Origin of the sequence: Anaerozeibacter quisquiliarum (assembly GCF_051162045.1) — a bacterium.
GTDB classification, from domain to species: domain Bacteria; phylum Bacillota; class Clostridia; order Christensenellales; family Aristaeellaceae; genus Anaerozeibacter; species Anaerozeibacter quisquiliarum.
Genome location: NZ_JBISDI010000009.1, coordinates 64,050 through 85,222, shown reverse-complemented (window position 1 = coordinate 85,222; position 21,173 = coordinate 64,050). Strand labels below are relative to the sequence as shown.

The window sequence follows — 21,173 nt, the reverse complement described above, 5'->3', positions numbered from 1 at the left end:
CGAATTACAACACTGCCCGATCCAAAAAGGCGATCACGTCGGCGTACACCTGCGCGCGTCCGGGCTCGAGCAGGATTTCGTGGCGCATGCCCTCGTACACATGGAGCGATACGCCTGTGTAGCCCACCTCGCGCATGCGCCCAACCGCCGCGTCCAGCCGCGCGCGGTCGATCATGCAGGGGTCGTCCGCGCCCGAAATGAACAGGATGGGCAGCTCGGGCTTGCGAAGCGCCCAGCCATCGCGCGCGTAGGCGGCCTTCATCAGCCCCATCAGCGCCTCGTAGCCGTTGAGCGTGAAGTTGAAACCGCACTTCTCGTCCCGCTCGTAGGCGGCGACCGCCTCCGGGTCGGAGTTGAGCCAGCCGAACGCGCCGCTGAGCGCGGGCATCTGCCTGCGGAACGGGCCGTTGGTCAGCTTGTCCATCAGCGCGCTTCGGTGGCGCTCGCCCCGCAGCCATTTGAGCACCTTGACGAGCGCCCGGCCCGCGCCGGCGGACGGATTCTCGCTCGGACAGCCGCACACGATCAGCGCGGACAGCTCGCCGTCGTCCGAGCGCGCGTAGGCGCGCGCCGCCAGGGAGCCCATGCTGTGCCCGAACAGGCACAGCGGAACGCCCGGATGGCGCGCGGTCAAGAGCCCGGCCATCTGCCTCAGGTCGGCGAGCAGCCCGCCCGCGCCGGCAGGGCCGAAGTAGCCGAGGTCGCTCGCCGTCGCAGCCGACGCGCCGTGGCCGCGGTGGTCGTGGATCAGCACGGCGTAGCCCGCCCGGGTAAGCGCCTCGATAAAGCCCAGATAACGCTCCTTGTACTCGGCCATGCCATGCGCAATTTGAACCAGCGCGCGCGGTTCGTCTTCGGGTTCGGCGATCAGCACCGACAGCATCAGGCCGTCGGCCTCCGATTTCACTTTGAGCGTCTCGGTTCTCATGTGGCCGCCTCCTCTTCAGGGTCGCGGATGGTGTTCGAGCGCAGCTTGTTCAGCGCGCGCTCCACGGCGTCGCGGCTCTCGCCCCAGGGCTTGTCCTGGTTGCGGAAGTCAAACTTGCGGGTGAACCAGTCGAGGTCGCCCTCCACGCGTTTCAGGTTGTCGAGCGTCACGCGCGCCGCCGCTTCGCAGAACGCGCGCGCGTCCCGGCCGGACATGGATTGCGGCGCGCGCGCCGTCAGGTGCGCGCAGTGGCGCACGCACAGCCCCTTCGATGCCTCGAACACCTCGCGGAACGCCGTCTCGTGCGACCACATGTACAGCAGCGTCTCCTCATAGCGTGCCATGGCCTCATTTAGCCGGTCGCACAGCGCGCATCCGTCGAACAGCCTTGCCCCCCCGCCTTCGGCCTGCGCGCGGCCGCCCAGCCAGGAGCGCGTGGGCGCTCCGAATTCGCCTTTTTCCAGCCGGGCGATCGTCTCCTTCAGGTAGGTGTGCGCCATCAGCGCCAGCCCCAGCCGGTTGCCGGCGTCGTAGAGCAGCCGGAAGTGCTGAGCGCAAAAGCCCTTGCGGTTGACCTCGATGCGCTGGGCCGGTTCCATGACCGATCCACCCAGAAAATAGGCGATGTAGTCGCGCTCGCTCCGCCGTTCGAGCGCGCACAGCGGGCATTCCCCCCCGCGCTCATAAGCCGCCCAAACCGGCGCGGTGTCGATGTGTTGTTTCAAGGTGGGTACCTCCTGTTTGTTACACTGTATTACACCCCGCCCCGATTGTCAATCCCGGAAAATCGGCGCGAAGGGATAGCGCCCGCCGCAACGCGCATAGCCTTTTGTGGAGGCGATCCTATGCGAAAAAAGAGCTTGCTCCGCCATCGCGTATACGTGCGGCGGCGCTTTCCGAGGCCGGCGGTGCTGCTTTTGCTGTTCATCGCCTTGCTGCTCGTGGCGTTTGTGCGCTATGCGCGGCCCGCGATCCACCGGCTGGCGCTCGACCTGGATCAAGCGCCGGTCGCATCCGAGCGGATCACCCGCGACGTGGGCTTCGACGCGCTTTCGCTGTACTTGGTGGAGCTTAAGCGAAGCGATCAAGCCGACGCGGCGCGCGTCGAGGCCGCGCGCTACGTGCCGCGCGGCGCGGCAGGCTATGTGCTGAGGGACGGCGAGGCCTGCTGCGTGATCGGCGCGGGTTTTTCCGACAAGGCCGATGCCGAGCGCGTCGCGGCCCAGCTCAAGCAGGATGAGGCGATTGATGCCCGGATCCACGTGCTGACCGGCGAGGCGGCGCTGCTGCGCGTGACCGCCACCGAGGCGCAGCTAAAGGCGCTGGTCGAAGGAGAAGGGGCGCTGCGCGCGCTGACCCCTGCGCTGGCCGCCCATGCGCTGGCGCTCGACCGGGGCATGGTCGAGCCTGCGGGGCTGCGCGCCGCGCTGTCGATCGAGGCCGAGCAGGCGGGCGCAAATTTGGCGCGGCTGAAAAAGGCCGCGGGCGAGGCACCCAACGCCGTCGCAGCCGGGCTGATCGAGCGGCTGGCCGCGCTCGAGGACGCCTGCCGCCGGCTGAGCGCGGACAGCGGCGATTCCGCGCTCATCCTGTCGTCCCGGCTCAAGTACGCCTTCATCGACCTGCGCGCCGGGCACATCGAGTTTCTAAAGGGGTTAGGCAGCCGATGATCCATTCGGGCGTCGGCTGCCTACGATGGCTGCGCGCCGTCACGATTCGTTACGGATTTGACAGTTCTATGCCAATGACCCTTTTCTTTTGGCGCTCCATCCGTTATAATGGCGTAAGAGGCGGGGCGGTATCCGCCCCGCGAATCCCCGTCGAGAGGAGCGCAGCCCATTGAAAGCCGAACAAATAATAAAGGTGCTCGACGCCAAGATCCTCAGCGGAGACAAGCTGCCCGAGGAGGATATCCGGTCGGCGTGCGGCTCGGACATGATGAGCGACGTGCTGGCCTTCCCGAAGGAGCGCATGGTGCTGCTGACGGGCCTGACCAACGCGCATGTGGTGCGCACCTGCGAGATGCTGGACGTGCTGCTGATCGTGTTTGTGCGCGGCAAGGTCCCCGGGCAGGACGTGCTGAACATGGCCAAGAACCGCGGCATCGTGGTGATCGGCACGCCCTATACGCTCTACGAGGCCTGCGGCCTGTTATACGAGAGCGGCCTGCCCGGCGGCGTACATCTGCGCGAGCCGGACTAGGTCAGAATACGTAAGGAGTCGAGTCAAGCATGAGCGACCAGATTACGCTGCACGAGGTCTATCCGGTCGAGAAGGGCGATTTTGAAACCGCGGGCGAGGTGTCGGCCAGCATCAAGCGCATCCTGAAAAAGCTGGGCGTGGACAGCGGCGTCGTACGCCGGGTGTCGATCGCCACCTATGAGGTCGAGCTCAACCTGGTGATTCATTCGCTGGGCGGGGAGATCGAACTGCGGATCCGGCCCGACTACCTCGAGCTCAACGTGCGCGACCGGGGGCCGGGCATTCCCGACATCGAGATGGCGATGCGCGAGGGCTACTCCACCGCCACCGACGACGTGCGCACCATGGGGTTTGGCGCGGGCATGGGCCTGCCCAACATGAAGCGCAACACCACGGACTTTCACATCGAATCTACGGTCGGCGTGGGCACGACCATTGAGATGGGGTTTCAGCTATGAGCGAGATCAAGGCCTACCACCATTCGGTCACGCTGGACGTTACCAAGTGCGTAGGCTGTACCAACTGCCTCAAGCGCTGCCCGACCGAGGCCATACGCGTGTACGGCGGGCGGGCGCACATCATCGACGAGCGCTGCATCGACTGCGGCGAGTGCATCCGCGCGTGCGCGTACCACGCCAAGGTGGGCGTCACCGACCCGCTGGCCGCGATCAACCGCTTCCCCTACAAGATCGCGCTGCCCGCGCCCGCGCTGTACGGGCAGTTCAGGAACCTGAAGCACGTGGGCAGCGTCGCGCGCGCGCTCAAGCAGATGGGCTTTGACGAGGTGTACGATGTCGCGCGCGGCGCGGACATCGTGACGCGCGCGGTGCAGGACCGGCTCAAGCAGCCCGGCTGCCCGCGCCCGCTGATCTCGTCCTCCTGCCCGGCGGTGATCCGGCTGATCCAGACGCGCTTCCCCGAGCTGATCGAGCACATCGTGGACGTGAAATCGCCGATGGAGATGGCGGCCACCCAGGCGCGCCGCGAGTTTTGCCAGAAAAACTCTGTCCCGCCCGAGGATGTGGGCTGCTTCTTCATCACGCCCTGCGCCGCCAAGATGACCGCGATCAAGAACCCCATCGGCCACGGGCCCTCCCAGGTGTCGGGCGCGATCTCGATCATGGAGATCTACGGGCTGCTGTCGGGCCTTTTGCGCAAGCCCGGCCCGCCCGAGGACGACACGGGCTTTCGCGCGACGGCGCTCGGCGTCGGCTGGGCGCGCACCGGCGGCGAGGCCACCGCGGCGGGCATCGAAAACGCGCTGGCGGTGGACGGCATCGAGCACGTGGCCCGGGCGCTCGAGGAGATCGAAAACAACAAGCTCGGAGGACTGACGCTGTTCGAGGGGCTGGCCTGCGTGGGCGGCTGCGTGGGCGGGCCGCTGGTGTACGAGAACGTGTTCATCGCGCGCAACCGCATCCGCGAATTGCTGTTCAAGCTCCCCATGCTCAAACCCGAGGAGAACATCTCCGACGAGGAAATGGCGCATTTGCGGTCGATCGTGCACCTCGACCGGCCGATTCGGCCCGTCAAGGCCATGCAGATCGACCAAAACCTCGAGACGGCGCTTACGAAGATCCGCCAAGTCGAGGAGATCAGAAAGCGCCTGCCCGGGCTCGACTGCGGCTCCTGCGGCTCGCCCTCGTGCCAGGCGCTGGCCGAGGACATCGTGGGCGGCTACGCGCACGAGACCGACTGCCTGTTCCTGCTCAAGGCGCGCGTACGCGACATGGCCAAGCAGATGGTAGAGCTAAGCGATAATACGAGGAGGTAGCCCATGACCATTCAGTCGTTCATCGACCTGACCGGCGCGAAGTTGCTGACCGCGGGCGTCGATACCGCGCGCGAGATCAGCTGCGGTTACACCTGCGACCTGCTCAGCTGGGTGATGGCGCACGGCGCGGCCGGCATGTGCTGGGTTACCGTGCAGACCCACCTGAACGTGGTGGCGGTGGCCACCTTGATGGACATGGCGGCGGTGGTCGCGCCCGAGGGCATTGCGTTTGAAGAAAACGTCATAGAAAAGGCCGCCGAGGAAGGCGTGGCGCTGCTTCAGTCGGACAAGACCGCCTACCAGCTGTGCGGTCTGCTGTATGCCGCCGGCGTACCCGATCGCCGCTGACGCGGGGCTCGAAACCTTCCCGCCCATCCGCCCGCTGCGCGGACGACCAGTCGGGAATCTTTCGAGCTGATGGGTTACGGGCCCGCCTGCCTGAAAACCCCGCGGGGTTTCCAGGCAGGCGGGCGCGTTCCGGGGGGGCCGAGGCCCTCCCAAACCCTCCCAGGGCTGGGATGAGCGAGGATGGTGAGAAGAGCCCATGGATTGCGCGGCCGACCTGCACATCCACTCCTGTCTGTCGCCGTGCGGCGATGCGCTGATGACCCCGAACAACATCTGCCGGATGGCGCTGCTCAAGGGGCTCGAGCTGATCGCGGTGACCGACCACAACACGGCGCGGCAGCTGCCCGCCGTGGAAGGCGTGTGCCGCGAGATCGGGCTGAACCTGCTGCCGGGGATGGAGCTGACCACGCGCGAGGAGGTGCATCTGCTGGCCTACTTCCGGACGGTTCCCGAGGCCCTTGCCTTCTCGGACGCGCTCTATCCGCACTTGCCGGACATGCCCAATCGCCCGGCCTTCTTCGGCGAGCAGCAGTTGATGGACGCCGAAGACGAGCCGACCGGGAACGAGCCGCGGTTGTTGCTGTCGGCGCTCGACCTGGGGCTGGACCAGCTGACCGGGATGATCCTTGCGGCGCATGGCCTGCCGGTGCCGGCGCACATCAACCGGGGCAGCAACGGCCTGCTTAACGTGCTGGGCTTCCTGCCGCCCGGCGCGCCCTACCGCGCGCTCGAGGTGGCGCGCCATTTGCCTTGCCCGCCGCTGCCGGACGGCCCCAAACGCCTCCATTCGTCGGACGCCCACCGCCTCGAGGACATCTTCGAGCGCGAGGTGTTTCTTCCGCTTAATCAGCCCACCGCCGAAGGTTTTTTTGCGTGGATCGACGGACCGTAGGGCCGGCCCGCGTGTCGCCGAACCTTTTGCCACACGGTTGTAATTTGTCCCAATCTATTGTATAATCATCCCCAGGCATGGAATTATGGGAGGCGTCATTTTGCCCACGGATACGCCGCGCGGCGCGCGAAGGTCAGGCGCGCCATGGCCCGATCGAACCGCAGCGGCACCGCCGCTGTGGCTGATTGTCGTCGCCGTCGTGCTGCTGGCGCTGGGGCTTGCGCTGCAAAACCGCGCGGCGGGCGGGACGGCGGAGGTGGCGGCCGCGCCGGCTGTACGGGGCGTCGTTATCAACGAACTGATGAGCGCCAACCGCTCGGCCGTGCGCGACGACCGGGGCCGGTATGCCGACTGGGTCGAGCTCACCAACGCGTCGGACGCGCCGGTGGATGTCGGCGGCTGGAGTTTGACCGACGGCGAGGAGCGGCTGGTCGGGTTCACCTTCCCCGAGCAGGTGATGGCGCCCGGCGAGTGCGTGCTGATCTACGCCACGGGCAACCTCAAGAACGTCAAGGGCTATCCTTACCACGCGCCGTTCAAGCTAAACGCGCGCGGCGAGCGCGTCGTGCTGCGAGACCGGTCGGGGGCGCTCGTCGACGCGGTCGATTGCCCGTCGCTCGAGGGCAACCAGGCCTACGCGCGCCGGACGCAGAACGGGACGTGGGTGACGACCATGTACTACACGCCCGGCATGCCCAACACGCCCGAAAACCACCGCCGCTGGGCGGCGCAAGTGGGCAGCGCCTCGGGCGCGCTGGTCATCAACGAGTTGATGCCGGATAACGAGACATACCGCCTGGGCGCGCGCGGCGAGAGCTGCGACTACATCGAGCTGCGCAACCAGGGCGATCAGCCGATCGACCTGGCAGGTTACATGCTGTCGGACGACGAAGGCCGGCCCGACAAACACGTGCTGCCCGGCCGGACGCTGGAGCCGGGCGCGGTGCTGCTGGTGCTGGCGTCCGGGGAGGCGTCGCAAACGCCGGACGAGCCGCACGCGCCGTTCAAGCTGTCGGCCAAGGGCGAAACCGTGGTGCTGTCCGACCCTTCGGGCCGGCTGATCGACCGGGTGAGCTGCCCGGCGCTTGATGCCGACCGCGCCTGGTCGCGCATGGACGACGGGCGCTTCACCGCCGATTTCCCGCCCACGCCCAGCGAGCCCAACACGCCCGAGGGGTTGAAGCGCATCGAGCGCGCGCTGTCGGCGGGCAACCCGGACAAGTTGACGCTGAACGAGGCCATCGCCTCGGCGCGCAAGCCCAACACCGCCAAATCGACCGGCGACTGGGCCGAGCTGTACAACGCGTCGGGCGAGGCGATCGACCTCAAAGGCTACGGCCTGTCGGACGATCCGGGCCATCCGCGCAAGTGGCGCTTCCCGAGCGGGGCTCACATTGCGCCGGGCCAGTACCTGCTGGTGCAGTTGACCGGCGAGGATCGGGCGAACCCCGCGAAGGCGCTCTACGCCGCCAATTTCAAGCTGTCCTGCGCCCGCGGCGAGACGCTCACGCTGTCGCGGCCGGACGGCACGGTGATCGACCGGCTGCCGATGCTGAATCAACGCGCCGCGGTATCCTACGGACGCATGTCCGGGCGCGACGGTTATTACTATCTCACCGAGCCTACGCCGGGCGCCGCCAACGCGGGGCCCGCCTACGCGGGTCGCGCGGACGCGGTGGTGTTCTCCCGGCCGGGCGGCTGGTTCGAGGGCGGCGAGTTTTTGGTCGAGCTGTCGGCGGGGCCGGGGCAGCAGGTCCGCTACACGCTCGACGCGTCGGAACCGACCGAGCAATCGAGCCTGTACTCGGGCGCGATCGCGGTATCGAAGACCACGATCATCCGCGCGCGCGCCTACGGCGAGGATCTGCTGCCCTCGATGACCCATACCCAAAGCTACCTGTTCGGGCCGAGGCACAGCCTGCCGGTCGTGTCGCTGGTGTCCGATCCCGAGTACCTGTTCGGCAGCCGGGGCGGCATCTACGCGATGGGCCCGAACGAGCTGAAATACCCGTTCAAGGGGGCCAACTTCTGGAAGAGCTGGGAGCGCGCCGCCAACATCGAGCTGTTCGCGCCCGACGGCACGACCGTCCTGTCGCAGGGCACGGCGCTGGCGCTGCAGGGCCAGTACAGCCGCATGGAGTCGCAGAAGGCGTTCAAGCTGACCGCGCGCGCGGTCTACGGCCCGCCGAGCTTTGACGCCGCGCTGTTCCCGAACCGGGCGTACGACAGCTACCGGTCGTTCCTGCTGCGCTCCTCCGGTCAGGACACCAACAAGACGCGCTTGCGCGACGCGGTGCTCGCCTCGCTGGCCGAGAACACGGGCGTGTTCTACCAGGATGCCGCGCCGGCGGTGGTGTATTTGAACGGCGAGTATTGGGGGCATTACAACCTGCGCGAGCGCATCCACAAGTACTCGATCGCCCAGCGCGAGGGCTGGAAGGACCTCGACGCCATCGACATCGTCAAGGGCAACGGCACGGTCAAGCAGGGTACCGACGCCGACTACCAGGCGTTTTTGACCTGGCTCAAGAAGAACGGCTGCGTCAGCGAAGCGAACCTCGCAAAGGTCTATGAGATGGTGGACGTCGATAACTACCTCGACTACGTGGCGCTCGAGATGTACACCGGCAACACCGACCTGCTCAACGTCAAGCGCTACCGATCGCGCGAGGGCGACGGGCGCTGGAAATGGGTGCTGTACGACACCGACTGGGCGTTCTACACCGACACCGACTCCTACCGGCGCTGGCTCGACAAGGGCGGCGCGGGCTCGGGCAAGAAGACCGACAACACGCTGTTCGTGCAGCTGATGCGCAATCCCGCGATCAAGGAGAAGTTCCTCAGGCGCTTCGGCGAATTGATGTATACGAGTTGGCGGCCCGACATCGTGAACGCAAAGATCGACGCCTACGCGCGGCTGATCGAGCCCGAGATGGCCGCGCAAACGGCCCGCTGGGGCGGCTCGGTCAAGCGCTGGCGCAGCGCGTTGAACAGCTTCAAGAAGTATGCCGACGAGCGGCCCAGGAAGATGCTCGGCTACATCAAGCGGGAACTGAAATGGAGCGACGCGCAGATGCGCGCGTACTTCGGCGACATCATGGATCATCTTGGCAGGTAACACCATCGAGGGAGGCGCGGACATGGCTGACGTTCGGCACGAGCTCAAATACTTCATCTCGGTCGCGGACGCGCCGGGGCTGATGGACCGGCTCGGCAAGGTGCTTAAAATCGACCCGAACGCCGGCGCGCACGGCGAGTACATGGTGCGCTCGCTGTACTTCGACGACCTTAACGACTCCGCCTACAACGACAAGCTGGACGGCGTAGCGCAGCGCGACAAGTACCGCATCCGCATCTACAAGCTCAGCGACCGGGAGATCTTCCTCGAGCGCAAACGCAAGCTGGGCGACCTGATCCGCAAGGACAGCGCGGCGATCACCCGGCGGCTGGCCGAGCAGCTGATCGGCGGCGACCCCGCCGGGCTGCACAGGGCGGACAACCCGCTGCTTCAGGACATGTTCGTCCAGATGCGGCTCAGGGGACTGAAGCCTTGCGTGGTGGTCGACTACGAGCGCGTCGCCTACCTGCACCCGGCCGAGCGCGTGCGCATCACCTTTGACAAGAAGGTGCGCTCGGGGCTGACCGGGCGGAACCTGTTCGACCCGGGACTCAGGACGCTGCCGGTGCTCGAACCCGGGCGCATGGTGCTCGAGGTCAAGTACGACCGCTACCTGCCCGACTTCATCGCGGCGCTTTTATCAAGCGTCAGCGCCGAGCGCAGCGCGATCTCGAAGTATACGCTGTGCAGGCAGTACGCGCCCGTTTAGCAGATGGTGGTCTGGCAGCCACAGTAGCCGTCAGGCCGCTGGATTAGGCGCGTCAGGCCGCTGGATTAGGCGAACCAATGCAATTGAGGGGGCATCTTTAGATGAACAAGATCGACTTCTCCAACATGTCCATCACAGTAAGCTCCACGCCGACCATTTTGCTGGCGCTGGGGTTGGCCTTCGCGGTCGGGGTCTTCATCTTCACCGTATACCGGCTGAACTACCGGGGCGTGCTGTTCAACGTCAACTTTGGGTTGACGCTGGTGCTGATGACACTCATCACCACGCCCGTGGTCATGTGCATCCGCGACTCGATCCAGCTGTCGATGGGCATGGTGGGCGCGCTGTCGATCGTGCGTTTCCGCACGGCGGTCAAGGATCCGCTCGACACCGCCTACATGTTCTGGGCGCTCACGATGGGCATCCTGCTGGGCGCGGGCCAGTTCTTCCTGGCGGCGCTGGCCTCGGTGGGCATCGCGGCGCTGATCTTCCTGCTCGGGCGGTTCGTCCACAAGGGCGACGACTGCTACCTGCTGGTGATCCGCTGTCGGCCGGGCGCGGACGCTCAGGCGCTGGCCGCGCTTAACAACCCCAAGTTGGTCAAGAGCCAGAAGATGAAGTCGAAGACCGCCTCGCGCCAGGGCGTCGAGATGGCGCTTGAGGTGCGCGTGACCCGGCAGGACGCGCTGATCGGCAAGATCCTTTCGGTCGAGGGCGTGGACGACGCGACGCTGGTGGCCTATCAGGCCGAGACGGTGTAGGATGCGCTGGATCAAGTGGCGGGGACGTTGGCCCGTCCCGCCGTGGTTCGTAGCGGCGGCGGCGATTGCGCTGGCGCTTTCCTGGTTCGCGCAGTTCCGTTGGCTGCCCGGCGGCCTGCGGCTGGGCGAGCCGCGACCGGTGGGTGCCGCCGCCGAGATTGCGCCGGTCGGCCCCGTGCGGATCGACGAGGTGATGACCAGCAACCGCCAAGCCTGGGCGGGTGCGGGCGGGCGATACGCCGACTGGGCGGAGCTTTGCAATACGGGCGCGCAGCCCATCGACATCACCGGCTGGGCGCTCACCGACCGGCCGGACCGCAAGCGGCCGTTCCGGTTCCCCGAGCAGGTGCTTGAGCCCGGCGAGCGGGTGCTCGTGTATTGCACGGGCGATTTCAGGAGCGCGCCGGGCGAGGTGCTCGAGGCCCCGTTCCGGCTGAGCTCGACCGGCGACGCGTTGCTGCTCTACGACGCGCGCGGCGCGATCATGGAGTCACTGGTCATTCCGGCGCTGGCCGCCGATCAGGTCTACGCGCGCGATGAGCGCGGCGCGTGGCGCATCACCGACGCCTACACGCCGGGGCTTGGGAACACCGATGAAAATCACGCGCTGCTGGCCGAGGCGGCGGGCGCGTCTGCCAGTCCCGTGACGATCCACGCGCTGTGCGCTTGGAATCGGGGACTGGTCAGGGACGCCGACGGCGATTACTGCGATTGGATCGAGCTGGCCAACACGGGCGATCAACCGGTGTCGCTGAAGGACTACGCGCTGTCGGACGACCAGGGCCAGCCGCAGCGCTGGGCGCTGCCCGACGTAAAACTCGAGCCGGGCGGGCGGATCAGGGTGTTCGCCTCGGGCAAGGACCGGCGCGCGCCGGGCGGCGAGCTGCACGCAAACTTCAAGCTCAACGCCGAGGGCGAGACCGTGGTGCTGACCGACGCCGAGGGCCGGCGCATAGCCGAGGTCGCCTACGAATTGCTGGGGCCCGATGAAATCTACGCGCGGCAGGCGGACGGCGGTTACCAAAAAACGAACGGATAAACATCATGCGGAGGACGACGATGCCGACGATTGGACTGGACAGTAACCTGATCCTGTGGCTGGTGGTGGGCGCGGCGGCGCTGCTGGCCGTGTGCCTGTTGCTGCTGCTTAAGCGCGCGGGCAAGCGCGAATCTATGCTCGACGAGCGGCTGGGCGGGGTGGAGCACCGGCTGGCGGATCAGCTGCGGCTGTCGCGCGAGCAGGCGGGCGAGATGGCCAAGGGCGACCGCGAGGAGATGAGCGTCAACCTGCGCGGGATGGGCGATTCGGTGACCCGCGTGATGGGCGAGATGTCGCGCACGCAGCAGGCGCAGCTGGACGCGTTTGCCGCTCAGCTGCGCGATATGGGCCGGGTGGACGAGGCGCGCATGGCGCATTTGCAGCGCGGCGTGGAAGAACGGCTTCAGTCCTACGAGGAGCGCATCGACCGCATCGGCGGCGCGCTCGACGACAAGCTGGAGCGCAACGAATATAGGCTCGAGCGGATGCGCGAGACGGTGGAACAGCGCATGGTGAGCCTGCAGGACGCCAACGACAAGCGGCTTACGCAGATGCAGCTGGCGGTGGACGAACGGCTGCACCAGACGCTCGACAAGCGGCTGGGCGAGAGCTTTAACCTGGTCAGCGAGCGGCTGGAGCAGGTGTACAGGGGGCTGTCGGAGATCGAAACGCTGGCCAGCGGCGTGGGCGACCTCAAACGGGTGCTGACCGGCGTCCGGTCGCACGGGCTGGTGGGCGAGATCCAGCTGGGCGCGCTGCTTTCGCAGCTGATGGCGCGCGAGCAGTACGAGGAGCGCGTGGTGATCGGCGGCGAGGCTTGCGACTTCGCGATCCGGCTGCCGGGCAGCGGGGGCGACGGCACAATGTACCTGCCGATCGACGCGCGCTTCCCGCACGAAGCCTACTACCGGCTGCTCGAGGCCGAAGAGGCCGGCGATGCCCAGACCGCCCAGCAGCTGTCGGAGGAGCTGACGCAGAAGCTCCGGCTCGCGGGCGAGCGCGTCGGCCGGCAGTTCATCGCTCCGCCCTTAACCACCGACTTTGCGGTGCTGTTCCTGGCGTCGGAGGGGCTGTACGCCGAGGCGATCAAGCGCGGCGACCTGGCGGAGGCGCTGCAGCGCGACCACCGCGTGATGCTGACCGGCCCGAGTACGCTGGCGGCGCTGCTCAACAGCCTGCAGATGGGGTTCAAGACGCTGGCGATCGAAAAGCGCAGCGAAGAGGTGTGGGCGCTGCTGGGCGCGGTGCGCGGCGAGTTTGCCAACTTCGCGGACGCGCTGGCGCGCACACAGAAACGCATCCGCCAGGCCGGCGAGTCGATCGAAGACGCCTCGCGCAAGTCGCGCGCGATCCAGCGGCGGCTCAAGAGCGCGCCGAAGCTGGATGCCGAGGCGGGGGCGAGGTTGTTGGGTGGGGAAGACGAAGCGTTGTACGACGACGGCGATTGGGATTAGCGAAATGGAACCGGGGTCGCCCGAACCGCTGCGGCGCATTGCCCAAGCCGCGTCCGACGGGGCGGGCGGCCGCAGGTCGCCCCTACGACGGGTCGGGCGTGCGGCCGGGGCATCCGTGTCGCCCGCCGCAACTGCCTTCGAGAGCGATCTGATCGGCACTTGCGCACAGCGGAACCAGCGCGCCGTCCGAAACGGGCGTATCCATGACCGGCCTTAACCCATACCGCGCGTAGAAACCCACGGCGCAGGGGAAGCTGTCTGCGTAGACCGCCGGCGCGCCCAACGTGAGCGCGCGGTCGAGCAGCATGCGCATGACCAGATCGCCGTAGCCGCGAGCGCGCAGGGGCGCGAGCACGCCGACCGCGTCGATCCGGAAGCGGTCGTCCGCGTCGATGTACAGCCGGCCGGCGGCACTGGGCGCGTCTGCCTCGTCAAAGGCCAGCGCGTACACGGCCATGTCGTCAAAGGCGTCGCGCGCGGCCGCGCCGGGGCTGCGCTCAAACACCGCGCGGCGGATTTCAAGCACGCTTGTGATATCGTCCATCGAGCTCAGGTATCGGGCGCGGATCATAGGCGCGGCACCATCCTTTTCATTTTGATTGATACGGGGAGAGAAACCTATGCAGGAGGAACACATTGCGCGCATCAACGAGCTTGCGCGCATCGCGCGCGAACGGGCGCTGACGCCTAACGAACTGGCCGAGCGCGAGCAACTGCGCGCGGCATACCTCGATAACTTCCGCAAGAACTTTCGTTCCACCATCGAAAACACGGTGGTGAAGTACCCCGACGGCAGCCGCGAGTCGCTGATCGACGCCTACAAGCGCAAAAACGCGAAACCGACCGACGAGGTCTAACCTCATTATTTTACACCATTTTCGCGCGCGCCGCAGCCTGTTATTTTTAAATTGCTGTTGCTTTTTGCTAGGTCGTTGGGTATAATATGGGAGCGGACGCGCGTCCGTCATCATGATCGCGGGAAGGGGCGGTGTTCCCATGGAGCAACAGGAGCAGGATCTGATCGTCATTGTAGACGACGAGGGCAATGAAATCACCATGGAGGTTCTTGACTATTTCTTTTACGAGGGCCAGGAATACGCCGTGATGGTCGAATACAACGAGGATGAGCAGCACGATCACGACCATGAGCATTGCGATGGTTGCGGTGCCGAGCAGCAGGAAGCCTATATCATGCGCGTCGAGCCGGTGGGCGACGACGAAGAGGAGTTCGTCCCGGTCGACGAGGCGCTGCTCGATAAGCTGATCGATTTCGTTCAGAACGAGCTGTACGCCGATGACGACGAAGACGACGAAGACGACGAAGAGGATCAAACTGAGCAATAGGCGGTCCGCACGGGCCGATGGGCCGCTTCGCTGAGGGGCGGCCCTTTTCTATACGGATACCAACCGGAATCATTTCCGCATCCATCAGCGGCGTCTTCCCTTCCGCACCGTGCGGCACCGAATCGCCGCGCCCGCGCCGCAAGGCTTGGCGAGGACGAAAGACCCGCTCGCCTGATGAACGCGTTCATGATTCCGATTGGCATGTACACAGGATTATGAAGACAAAAGGGGGATTGCCGTGTTTGGCATCAGGCCCGACGGCCGCCGCCTGACAAAACTGGATCCGATCGTGCGATTCGGGCCCTACATCATGCCCGTGCGTAACGACGCGCAGAACTTCAGCAAGCACGCGCTCGACTACGACGTACTGGCCCAGTACATCAAGGCCAAGCGGGCGGACGGGCACAATTTTTCATTCATGACGATCGTGGTCGCGGCCTATCTGCGCGCGATGGCGGCCTGTCCGGAACTTAACCGCTTCGTGGTCAACAAGCAGATCTACGCGCGCAATCGGGTAAGCGTGTCGTTCGTGGTCTTGAAAAGCGGCGGCGATGGCGTGGACGAATCGGTGGCCAAGGTGGAGCTCAATCTGACCGACACGATCTACGACGTCGACGCGAGGATGGGGCGGGCGATCGCGCACGGGCGGGTGAGCGATGAGGGTACGCTGACCGACCGGTTCGCGCGGGCGCTGCTGGCGGTACCCGGGCTGGGTACGTTGGCGGTGGCGCTGGTGAAACTGCTCGACCGGTACGGGCTGCTGCCATCCCTCATCTACGACGCCAGCCCGTTCCACACGAGCCTGTTCATCACGAACATGGCGTCGATCAACATGTCGTACATCTACCATCACCTGTACAACTTCGGCACGACAAGCGCGTTCGTGTCGCTGGGCAAGATCGAGCGCGCGCTCCAGCCGCTTCCGGGCGGACAGGTGGGCTACAAGAACCAACTGCCGCTCGGGATCGTGACCGACGAGCGCATCATGGGCGGGGCGTCCTATGCGCGCGCGTTGGCGGTGCTGTATAAGTATCTGAACGACCCGGCGCTCTTGGAAGTGCCGCCGGAGACGGTGCGGTATGAGGTGAAGATGCGAACGTCCAAGGGCGCCGCGCTGCCCGGATAGCCTCAGATAGGCGGTGACCCCTGGGCAGGCGCCAAAGCGCACGGGATCTGAGCAGCGCTTGCCTAGAACAGCGGCGCGAAAGCTCTCAGCACCGCGTCCAACAGCCTTCCCCAGAACCCCTCCCGGCAGTCGTCCGTCGTGACCTCCCGGCACTTTGCGAGCGTCGCCAGCTTATCGGCCTTGAGCGCGTCGAGCGCGGCCGCGCCGTACAGGTATGTGCCGCATTCGAAGTGCAAGAACAGGCTCCGATAGTCCAGGTTGACCGTGCCCACGAGCCCGTAACAATCGTCCGAGAGCATGCTCTTGGCGTGTATGAAGCCCGGCGTGTACTCGAAGATACGGACCCCGGCGCTCAGCAGCGGCGGATAGTTCGAGCGCGTCAGCCGAAACACCAGCTTCTTGTCGGGGATGCCCGGCGTCACGATGCGCACGTCTACCCCGCGCTTGGCCGCGTTCGCCAGCGCCGCGCGCATCAGGTCGTCGATAATCAGGTAGGGCGTGAAGATGTACGCGTAGCGCTTGGCCTGCGCGAGGATGTCGATGTAGGTGGTCGCCGACACCGGCTCGTCGTCGAGCGGCGAATCGTCGAACGGCTGCACGAACCCATCGGTCTCAAACGCTTCCGGGTGGTGCGCATGCGGGCGGAACGCATCGAAGTCCTCGCAGTCCCCTTCCTCCCGCCGGAACGCGTTCCACATCTCAAGGAACATCAGCGTAAAGCTCCATACGGCGTCTCCGCGCACCTTTACGCCGGTGTCTTTCCAATGGCCGTTCACGACCTTGCGGTTGATGTACTCGTCGGCCAGGTTGATGCCGCCGTTGAACGCTACATACCCGTCGATCACCATGATCTTGCGGTGGTCGCGGGTATTCATCACCATCGACAGGAACGGCACGAATGGGTTGAAGCGCAGGCACTTGATCCCCCTTGACTCCATGTCCTGGACGAACGAATTCGGGAGCAGCGTCAAGCAGCCAAAGTCGTCGTAGATCAGCCGCACGTCCACGCCCGCGCGCGCCTTTCGCTGAAGCACTTCGAGGGTTTTCCGCCACATCTCGCCGTCTTCGATGATGAAGTACTCCATGAAGATGAAGTGCTCGGCGGCCTCCAGCGCTTCGAGCATCGCGGCGAACATCTCCTCGCCGATCGGATAGTAGGTGGCGCGGCTGTTTTCGTAGAGCGGACAGCCGTAACGCTTCAGATATTCGCTGCGCCCGGCCGCGCGCACGTCCCGCTCGCGCAGGCGTTCGAGCGCCTGCGTGAGCGTTGGCTTCAACGGGGCGATCCGGCGTCGTTCGACCTCGATCCGCTTGCGCATGCGCCTCGAGGGACGCTTGTTGCCGGCGATCAGGTAGCAAAAGCCCCCGAACACCGGCAGCGCCATCACCAGCGTGATCCACGCGATGCGGTACGACGGGTTGTCGTCGGATTTCACCAGCCCCAGCACGATGACCAAGCTGGCCACCTGCAGCAGCGCGGTCAGCAGCGCCGAGTACCGCGTCAGGTGGATGAACACAAACAAAAACCAAAACAGCTGCACGAGGATCAGTACCCCGGTGACGAACACCCGATCCGTGACCGTGAGCGCCAGCTTCTTGAGCGCCTTGCCCACCGGCATCCCCCCTTCCGTTCTACCGCATTGCCTCCTCAGACCCTCCAAATCTCCTGCGCGTAGGTCTTAACCGCGCGGTCCGCGGAGAAGTGGCCGGCGGAGGCGATGTTGTGAAGGGCCATGCGCGCGTAGACACGGGGGTCGGCGAACACCCTGTTCAGGTTCAGCCGCGCCTCGAGGTAGGGACGGAAGTCGTGGAGCACAAAATAGTGGTCGGGCGCATGCCAATCGGTTCCGGCAAGCAACGCATCCTTGAGTTCCGCGATCGCCGCGTCGCGCTCGCCCAGCGTGCCGTCGGCCAGCGCGTCCACGCAGCGCCTAAGCAGTTCGTCCGCATCGTATAATTGCCGCGGCTGGTAGTTGGCCTTCATCGCATTCAGCTCTTCCACCGTCGCACCGAAGATGGCGGCATTTGCGATGCCCGCCTGCTCCACAATTTCGACGTTCGCGCCGTCCATCGTGCCCAGCGTGATCGCGCCGTTCAGCATCAGTTTCATGTTGCCGGTGCCGCTGGCCTCGGTACCCGCGGGCGAAATCTGCTCGGAAATCTCGGCGGCCGGGATGATGCGCTCGGCGTAGCTGACGTTGTAGTCGCTCACGAACACCACGCGCAGCCGGTCGTTCGTCCGCTCGTCTGAGTTGACCAGCGCCGCGATGCGGTGGATCAGGTGGATCACCGCCTTGGCGCGCACGTAGCCGGGGTAGGCCTTGGCCCCGAAGATTGCGGCCATCGGGCGGAAATCCTGCAAATTACCCGCCTTGAGCTCGAAGTAGATCGCCAGAAGCGCGAGCGCGTTCATCAGCTGGCGCTTGTACTCGTGCAGCCGCTTGACCTGCACGTCGAAGATGAAGTCCGTGGGGATTTCGACGCCCTCGCGCCGCTCGATAAAGGACGACAGCTGGCGCTTCTTTTCCCGCTTGACGCCCAGGAATTCATCGCACAGCGCCTCGTCGATCATCCCCTTGAGCTCCGACAGCCGATTCAGGTCGGTCAGGAAGCCGTCCGTGCCCAGCCGGTCCTTGAGCAGCCGCGTCAGCTCCGGGTTGCACAATCCAAGCCAGCGGCGCTGGGTGATGCCGTTGGTGACATTGAAAAACCGCTCGGGGTAGAGCGCGTGCCAGTCGGCGAACAGGTCGCGCTTTAAGATGTCCGAATGGATGCGGGCCACGCCGTTGGTCGCGCAAGTCGCGTACACCGAGAGGTCCGCCATGTGCACCTTCCCGCCCAGCACGATGTGCCTGCCCGGATGCCGCGCCGACAGGTGCGCGTCGATCTTGCGGATCACGCCCGCCAATTGCGGAACCGCGCCCGCGAGCAGCCGCTCGTCCCAGACCTCGAGCGCCTCGGCCATCACGGTGTGGTTGGTGTAGCTGAACGTGCGCCGCGAAAGAGCGAACGCGTCGTCGAACGAAACGCCGTCCGCCATCAGCAGCCGGATCAGCTCGGGGATGGCCATCGCCGGGTGGGTGTCGTTGAGCTGGATCGCGTAGCGCTCGGGGAACTTCTCATAGTCGCCGCCGAAGCGCGCGCGGAAGGCGCGCAGCATGTCCTTGAGCGAGGCGCTCGACAGCACGTACTGCTGCTTGACGCGCATCAGCTTGCCCGCGCGCCGGGTGTCGTTGGGGTAGAGCACCCGCACGATGTCCTCGGCGCGCCGCTGGCGGAGCGAGGCCTGCGCGTAGCGCTGATCGGCGAACGCCTGAAAGTCGAGGCCCTCAATCGCCTCGGTCTGCCACAGACGCAACGTGCCGATGTTGTCCGTGCCAAAGCCCAGAACCGGCATGTCGTAGGGCACCGCGCGCACGGCGCCCTCCTTGAGCTCGACCACCACGCCGAGCGCTTCGCGCCGCACGCCCCAGGGATCGCCCCAGCGCGTCCAGTCGTCGGGCGACTCCACCTGGCGGCCCTCCTCGAACGACTGCTTGAACAGCCCGTAGCGGTAGCGCAGCCCGTAGCCGGTCAGCGGCACGCCGTGGGTGGCGGCACTGTCCAGGTAACAGGCGGCCAGCCGCCCCAGACCCCCGTTGCCCAGCGCCGCGTCCTCGATGTCCTCGAGCGCGGCGAGCGACGCGCCCTGCGCGGCCAGCAAGGGCTCGACCTCGCCGAGCAAGCCGGCACAATAGAGGTTGTTGAAGATCTGACGCCCGATCAGGTACTCGGCCGACAGGTAGGCGACCTGCCGCCCGGCGTCGCGCTTCTCCTCCGCGTGCGCCCAGGCGGGTGCGATGTCCTCAATCAGCGCGCCCGCGAGCGCCCCGTGCAATTGCTCGGGCCGCGCCGCATCCAGCGTCACCCGATGCTCGGCCATCAGCCGGATACGCGCCGCCTCGAGCAACCTCTCCCCTCTCGTCATGCGTCCGCTCCCCTTCCGCTCTCGTCGATCAACCGCTTGAGCCGCTGCGTCAGCTCATCGCTCAGCGCATCCGGCGACATGCGCCAGCGCCAGTTGCCCTCGGGCGTGCCCGGCAGGTTCATGCGCGCCTCGTTGCCCAATCCCAGAATATCCTGCATCGGGATCACGCATGTGGCCGCGCGGCTCATCATCACGGCGTGCACCATGCGCTCCACCACGTCCTCGCCCGGCCCCAGCGGCAGGCGCTTGCGCACCGCGCGGCGCAGCCCGGGCGAGGCGCTCGCCCACCAGCCGAGCGTGGTGTCGTTGTCGTGCGTGCCGGTGTAGGCCACGCAGTTCTTCTTAATCCGCTCCGGCCGGTGCGGATTGCGCTTGCCGGGGTCGAAGCCGAATTGCAGCACCTTCATGCCGGGGAAGCCGTACTGCTTGCGCAGCGCGTCCACCTTCGGGTTGGTCACGCCCAAGTCCTCGGCCACGATCGTAAGCTCGGGCAGCGCCCGGCAGATCGCCCGGAACAGCCCTGCGCCCGGGCCCTTCTTCCACGCGCCTTCGCGCGCGTTGGGCGCGCCGTAATCCACGCTGTAGTAGTTGACAAACCCGATGAAGTGGTCGATGCGCACCCAGTCGAACCGGTTGGCCACGCCGCGCATGCGCTCGACCCACCAGGCGTAATCGCTCGCCTTGTGCGCCTTCCAGGCGTACACCGGGTTGCCCCACAGCTGGCCGTCCTCGCTGAAGTAGTCGGGCGGCACGCCGGCCACCTTGACCGGGCGGCGTTCCTCGTCGAGCTTGAACAGCTCCGGGTGCGTCCATACGTCGGCCGAGTCGGCGGCGGTGTAGATCGGCAGGTCGCCGAACAGCCGGACGCCCTTGCCCGCGGCGTAGACCTTGAGCGCGGCCCACTGGCGCTCGAACAGGTACTGCGCGAACAGGTGTCGGTCGATCCGATCGCTCAGCAGCGCCCGGTATTGTTCGATCGCCTCCGGCTCGCGCAGCCGCGCGGCGCGGTCGGGCCAGGCGTCGAGCCTCGCGCCCTCGAAGTGCTCGCGCAGCGCCATGAACAGCGCGTAATCCTCCGCCCAGGCGTTCCGCCGGCGGAAGTCCGCGACCTCGCTCTCAAGCCGCGCGTAGGACAGCGCAAACGCGCGCTCGAGCATCATGCGCCGATTCCTGAGCACGCGCGGGTAGTCGACCGGCCCGTCGGGCCACGCCTCGGCGCGCTCGTCGAGCAGCCCCTCCTCGCGCAGCAGCGCAAAGTCGATCAAAAGCGGGTTGCCCGCGAAGGTCGAGGGGCTTTGATAGGGCGAATCGCCGCCGCCCGCGGGCCCGACGGGCAGCATCTGCCACACGCGCACGCCGACGCGCTCAAGAAAGTCCACGAAGTCGTGCGCCGGTCGCCCCAGCGTGCCGATGCCTTCGGGCCCGGGCAGCGATGAGATGTGCATCAGCACGCCGGCCTGCCGTTTGAGTTTCATGAGCTCCTCCCCTTCTGTAATCGAATCACGCGCATC

The 21,173-nt window shown here is 66.2% G+C and carries 20 protein-coding genes; 14 read left to right on the top strand and 6 right to left on the bottom strand.

Annotated features, from left to right (window positions below):
* Positions 1–4: 4 nt before the first annotated feature.
* Together ACH6CV_RS05700 and ACH6CV_RS05695 are read right to left on the bottom strand one after the other, a co-directional pair.
* On the bottom strand, positions 5–928 hold the full coding sequence (locus ACH6CV_RS05700; protein WP_456357208.1) for an alpha/beta fold hydrolase: 924 nt from the start codon (positions 926–928) through the stop codon (positions 5–7).
* A complete protein-coding gene (locus tag ACH6CV_RS05695) occupies positions 925–1,653 on the bottom strand; it encodes a DUF6062 family protein (protein ID WP_456357207.1) in 729 nt (242 codons plus the stop codon). Before ACH6CV_RS05695 ends, ACH6CV_RS05700 begins: the two co-directional genes overlap by 4 nt.
* 120 nt (positions 1,654–1,773) lie before the next feature.
* Here ACH6CV_RS05695 and ACH6CV_RS05690 point away from each other — a divergent pair, with 120 nt between their 5' ends.
* From ACH6CV_RS05690 to ACH6CV_RS05640, 11 genes are all read left to right on the top strand, one after another.
* Positions 1,774–2,598 (top strand): hypothetical protein, encoded by an 825-nt coding sequence (locus ACH6CV_RS05690; RefSeq protein WP_456357206.1) that lies wholly within the window; start codon positions 1,774–1,776, stop codon positions 2,596–2,598.
* Positions 2,599–2,767: 169 nt separating this feature from the next.
* Positions 2,768–3,130 carry a hypothetical protein gene (locus ACH6CV_RS05685; protein WP_456357205.1) on the top strand — a complete coding sequence of 121 codons (363 nt, stop codon included), beginning with the start codon at positions 2,768–2,770 and terminating at the stop codon, positions 3,128–3,130.
* Positions 3,131–3,159: 29 nt separating this feature from the next.
* The gene (locus ACH6CV_RS05680) at positions 3,160–3,588 is read left to right on the top strand and encodes an ATP-binding protein (protein ID WP_456357204.1); all 429 of its coding nucleotides are present in this window, start codon (positions 3,160–3,162) and stop codon (positions 3,586–3,588) included.
* A complete protein-coding gene (locus ACH6CV_RS05675) occupies positions 3,585–4,904 on the top strand; it encodes a [Fe-Fe] hydrogenase large subunit C-terminal domain-containing protein (RefSeq protein WP_456357203.1) in 1,320 nt (439 codons plus the stop codon). The genes ACH6CV_RS05680 and ACH6CV_RS05675 overlap by 4 nt, the downstream gene beginning before the upstream one ends.
* A 3-nt stretch (positions 4,905–4,907) precedes the next feature.
* On the top strand, positions 4,908–5,252 hold the full coding sequence (locus ACH6CV_RS05670; RefSeq protein WP_456357202.1) for an AraC family transcriptional regulator: 345 nt from the start codon (positions 4,908–4,910) through the stop codon (positions 5,250–5,252).
* A 196-nt stretch (positions 5,253–5,448) separates the two neighbouring features.
* Entirely contained in the window at positions 5,449–6,144 is a 696-nt protein-coding gene (locus ACH6CV_RS05665) for a PHP domain-containing protein (protein ID WP_456357201.1), read from the top strand.
* Between the two features lie 100 nt (positions 6,145–6,244).
* Complete coding sequence (locus ACH6CV_RS05660; protein WP_456357200.1) at positions 6,245–9,262, top strand: lamin tail domain-containing protein; 3,018 nt, start codon at positions 6,245–6,247, stop codon at positions 9,260–9,262.
* 22 nt (positions 9,263–9,284) lie between these two features.
* Positions 9,285–9,971 carry a polyphosphate polymerase domain-containing protein gene (locus tag ACH6CV_RS05655; RefSeq protein WP_456357199.1) on the top strand — a complete coding sequence of 229 codons (687 nt, stop codon included), beginning with the start codon at positions 9,285–9,287 and terminating at the stop codon, positions 9,969–9,971.
* 101 nt (positions 9,972–10,072) lie between these two features.
* Positions 10,073–10,732, top strand: a complete 660-nt coding sequence (locus tag ACH6CV_RS05650; RefSeq protein ID WP_456357198.1) for a DUF4956 domain-containing protein — start codon at positions 10,073–10,075, stop codon at positions 10,730–10,732.
* A gap of 1 nt (position 10,733) precedes the next feature.
* Positions 10,734–11,771 carry a lamin tail domain-containing protein gene (locus ACH6CV_RS05645; RefSeq protein ID WP_456357197.1) on the top strand — a complete coding sequence of 346 codons (1,038 nt, stop codon included), beginning with the start codon at positions 10,734–10,736 and terminating at the stop codon, positions 11,769–11,771.
* A gap of 20 nt (positions 11,772–11,791) precedes the next feature.
* Positions 11,792–13,225 carry a DNA recombination protein RmuC gene (locus ACH6CV_RS05640; protein WP_456357196.1) on the top strand — a complete coding sequence of 478 codons (1,434 nt, stop codon included), beginning with the start codon at positions 11,792–11,794 and terminating at the stop codon, positions 13,223–13,225.
* Positions 13,226–13,307: 82 nt separating this feature from the next.
* Here ACH6CV_RS05640 and ACH6CV_RS05635 read toward each other — a convergent pair whose 3' ends face one another.
* Positions 13,308–13,796, bottom strand: a complete 489-nt coding sequence (locus ACH6CV_RS05635; protein ID WP_456357195.1) for a GNAT family N-acetyltransferase — start codon at positions 13,794–13,796, stop codon at positions 13,308–13,310.
* A gap of 49 nt (positions 13,797–13,845) precedes the next feature.
* On the opposite strand from ACH6CV_RS05635, the gene ACH6CV_RS05630 reads away from it, so the two are divergent.
* The 3 genes from ACH6CV_RS05630 to ACH6CV_RS05620 all read left to right on the top strand — a co-directional run bounded on the left by ACH6CV_RS05630 (position 13,846) and on the right by ACH6CV_RS05620 (position 15,695).
* Positions 13,846–14,082, top strand: coding sequence for a DUF896 domain-containing protein (locus ACH6CV_RS05630; protein ID WP_456357194.1), 237 nt, complete (start codon positions 13,846–13,848; stop codon positions 14,080–14,082).
* Positions 14,083–14,221: 139 nt separating this feature from the next.
* On the top strand, positions 14,222–14,569 hold the full coding sequence (locus tag ACH6CV_RS05625; protein WP_456357193.1) for a DUF1292 domain-containing protein: 348 nt from the start codon (positions 14,222–14,224) through the stop codon (positions 14,567–14,569).
* 238 nt (positions 14,570–14,807) lie between these two features.
* Complete coding sequence (locus ACH6CV_RS05620) at positions 14,808–15,695, top strand: hypothetical protein (protein ID WP_456357192.1); 888 nt, start codon at positions 14,808–14,810, stop codon at positions 15,693–15,695.
* 62 nt (positions 15,696–15,757) lie between these two features.
* Here the strand turns inward: ACH6CV_RS05620 and cls are convergent, their stop codons facing one another.
* Genes cls through malQ form a run of 3 tightly spaced genes read right to left on the bottom strand, consistent with a single transcriptional unit; the run spans position 15,758 to position 21,137 of the window.
* Entirely contained in the window at positions 15,758–17,314 is a 1,557-nt protein-coding gene (gene cls / locus ACH6CV_RS05615; RefSeq protein ID WP_456357191.1) for a cardiolipin synthase, read from the bottom strand.
* 29 nt (positions 17,315–17,343) lie between these two features.
* A complete protein-coding gene (locus tag ACH6CV_RS05610) occupies positions 17,344–19,662 on the bottom strand; it encodes a glycogen/starch/alpha-glucan phosphorylase (protein ID WP_456357190.1) in 2,319 nt (772 codons plus the stop codon).
* On the bottom strand, positions 19,659–21,137 hold the full coding sequence (gene malQ, locus ACH6CV_RS05605; protein ID WP_456357189.1) for a 4-alpha-glucanotransferase: 1,479 nt from the start codon (positions 21,135–21,137) through the stop codon (positions 19,659–19,661). Before malQ ends, ACH6CV_RS05610 begins: the two co-directional genes overlap by 4 nt.
* Between the last annotated feature and the right edge of the window lie 36 nt (positions 21,138–21,173).

Coding starts and splice junctions, on each gene's coding strand:
- ACH6CV_RS05700 (WP_456357208.1), bottom strand. CDS start 928: ATGAGAACCGAGACGCTCAAAGTGAAATCGGAGGCCGACGGCCTGATG.
- ACH6CV_RS05690 (WP_456357206.1), top strand. CDS start 1,774: ATGCGAAAAAAGAGCTTGCTCCGCCATCGCGTATACGTGCGGCGGCGC.
- ACH6CV_RS05680 (WP_456357204.1), top strand. CDS start 3,160: ATGAGCGACCAGATTACGCTGCACGAGGTCTATCCGGTCGAGAAGGGC.
- ACH6CV_RS05675 (WP_456357203.1), top strand. CDS start 3,585: ATGAGCGAGATCAAGGCCTACCACCATTCGGTCACGCTGGACGTTACC.
- ACH6CV_RS05670 (WP_456357202.1), top strand. CDS start 4,908: ATGACCATTCAGTCGTTCATCGACCTGACCGGCGCGAAGTTGCTGACC.
- ACH6CV_RS05665 (WP_456357201.1), top strand. CDS start 5,449: ATGGATTGCGCGGCCGACCTGCACATCCACTCCTGTCTGTCGCCGTGC.
- ACH6CV_RS05655 (WP_456357199.1), top strand. CDS start 9,285: ATGGCTGACGTTCGGCACGAGCTCAAATACTTCATCTCGGTCGCGGAC.
- ACH6CV_RS05650 (WP_456357198.1), top strand. CDS start 10,073: ATGAACAAGATCGACTTCTCCAACATGTCCATCACAGTAAGCTCCACG.
- ACH6CV_RS05645 (WP_456357197.1), top strand. CDS start 10,734: ATGCGCTGGATCAAGTGGCGGGGACGTTGGCCCGTCCCGCCGTGGTTC.
- ACH6CV_RS05640 (WP_456357196.1), top strand. CDS start 11,792: ATGCCGACGATTGGACTGGACAGTAACCTGATCCTGTGGCTGGTGGTG.
- ACH6CV_RS05635 (WP_456357195.1), bottom strand. CDS start 13,796: ATGATCCGCGCCCGATACCTGAGCTCGATGGACGATATCACAAGCGTG.
- ACH6CV_RS05630 (WP_456357194.1), top strand. CDS start 13,846: ATGCAGGAGGAACACATTGCGCGCATCAACGAGCTTGCGCGCATCGCG.
- ACH6CV_RS05625 (WP_456357193.1), top strand. CDS start 14,222: ATGGAGCAACAGGAGCAGGATCTGATCGTCATTGTAGACGACGAGGGC.
- cls (WP_456357191.1), bottom strand. CDS start 17,314: ATGCCGGTGGGCAAGGCGCTCAAGAAGCTGGCGCTCACGGTCACGGAT.
- ACH6CV_RS05610 (WP_456357190.1), bottom strand. CDS start 19,662: ATGACGAGAGGGGAGAGGTTGCTCGAGGCGGCGCGTATCCGGCTGATG.
- malQ (WP_456357189.1), bottom strand. CDS start 21,137: ATGAAACTCAAACGGCAGGCCGGCGTGCTGATGCACATCTCATCGCTG.